The 1,727-nt window shown below is 64.8% G+C and carries 1 protein-coding gene; it reads right to left on the reverse strand.

The genetic code is table 11. The annotated features are described in order from the left end of the window. A partial coding sequence (gene carB / locus ENZ75_RS35095; protein ID WP_245481153.1) for a carbamoyl-phosphate synthase large subunit occupies nucleotides 1–1,555 on the reverse strand: 1,555 nt, incomplete at its 3' end. Nucleotides 1,556–1,727 lie beyond the last annotated feature (172 nt).

Raw genomic sequence — 1,727 nt, forward strand, 5'->3', positions numbered from 1 at the left:
TGCACATGGCGTGCACGTCCTCCAACGAGGTGCCCATGCGGATCGCCTGCGCCACCATGCGCAGCCGATCGGGCGTCGGCGTGCCGAGCGCTGCGCGGATGGCGTTGCGGTCGTCGGCATGGTTGGCGGAACCGAGGCCCCCATGGCTGAGACCGGGAATCTCGATCTCGTCCAGACCAGTCAGGCCGGTTTCAAGTCCACGCAGCGCCTTCTGCAGCGATTCCTGGAAGGTGCGGCCGATGGCCATGACTTCGCCGACCGACTTCATGGCGGTGGTCAGCACCGGCTCGGCGCCGGGGAATTTCTCGAAGGCAAAGCGCGGGATCTTCGTGACGACGTAGTCGATGCTCGGTTCGAACGAGGCTGGCGTCGCGCCGCCGGTGATGTCGTTCTCCAGCTCGTCCAGCGTGTAGCCGACGGCGAGTTTTGCCGCGATCTTGGCGATCGGGAAGCCGGTCGCCTTGGAGGCAAGTGCCGACGAGCGCGAGACGCGCGGGTTCATCTCGATCACCACCAGGCGGCCATCGGCCGGGTTGACGGCGAACTGCACGTTGGAACCGCCGGTCTCGACGCCGATCTCGCGCAGCACGGCGATCGAGGCGTTGCGCATCATCTGGTATTCTTTGTCGGTCAGCGTCAGCGCCGGGGCGACGGTGATCGAATCGCCCGTATGCACGCCCATCGGGTCGATGTTCTCGATCGAGCAGACGATGATGCAATTGTCCGCTCTGTCGCGGACGACCTCCATCTCATACTCCTTCCAGCCGAGCACGCTCTCCTCGATCAGCACTTCGGTGGTCGGCGAGGCGTCGAGGCCGGACTGGACGATCTCGTAGAATTCGGCGCGGTTGTAGGCGATGCCGCCGCCGGTGCCGCCCATGGTGAAGGACGGGCGGATGATGGCCGGCAGGCCGACATGGTCGAGCGCCTGGGCGGCGATCGCCATGCCATGGCTGATATAGCGCTGCTTGCGGTCGCCTTCGCCGAGGTTCCAGCGGGTTTCCAGCGCATCGAGCGCGGCGTCGAGATCGGCCGGCTTCTCGGCCTTGAGCGCCGCGCGCTCGGCCTCATGCGTCTTGCGGTCGGTGTTCTTGACGTCGGTGGCGTTGGCCAGCATCGACTTCGGCGTTTCCAGGCCGATCTTCTTCATCGCCTCGCGAAACAGCGCGCGGTCCTCGGCCTTGTCGATGGCGGTAGCGTCGGCGCCGATCATCTCGACATTGTAGCGCTCGAGCACGCCCATGCGGCGCAGCGACAGAGCGGTGTTGAGCGCGGTCTGGCCGCCCATGGTCGGCAGCAGCGCGTCGGGCCGCTCCTTGGCGATGATCTTGGCCACCACTTCAGGCGTGATCGGCTCGATATAGGTGGCGTCGGCCAGTTCCGGGTCGGTCATGATGGTGGCCGGGTTGGAATTGACCAGGATGACGCGGAAGCCTTCCTCCTTCAGCGCCTTGCAGGCCTGCGTGCCGGAATAGTCGAACTCGCAGGCCTGGCCGATGACGATGGGGCCGGCCCCGATGATCAGGATCGACTTGATGTCAGTGCGTCTTGGCATGTCAAAGGTCCGTTCGGCGGGCGGCTTGCACAAAAAACCGGGACGGGAAGACCCGGCCGGTTGTGCTCGCGATTCTGGTATCAGGCTAGGAGGGCCTTATAGGGAAGAGTTTTGACTGATGTAACCCCGAAAATGCGAGGTAGGGGAATAGGGGAGTAGGGGAGTAGGGGAG

Source organism: Mesorhizobium sp. M7A.F.Ca.CA.002.04.1.1 (assembly GCF_004022805.1).
Taxonomy (GTDB): domain Bacteria; phylum Pseudomonadota; class Alphaproteobacteria; order Rhizobiales; family Rhizobiaceae; genus Mesorhizobium; species Mesorhizobium ciceri.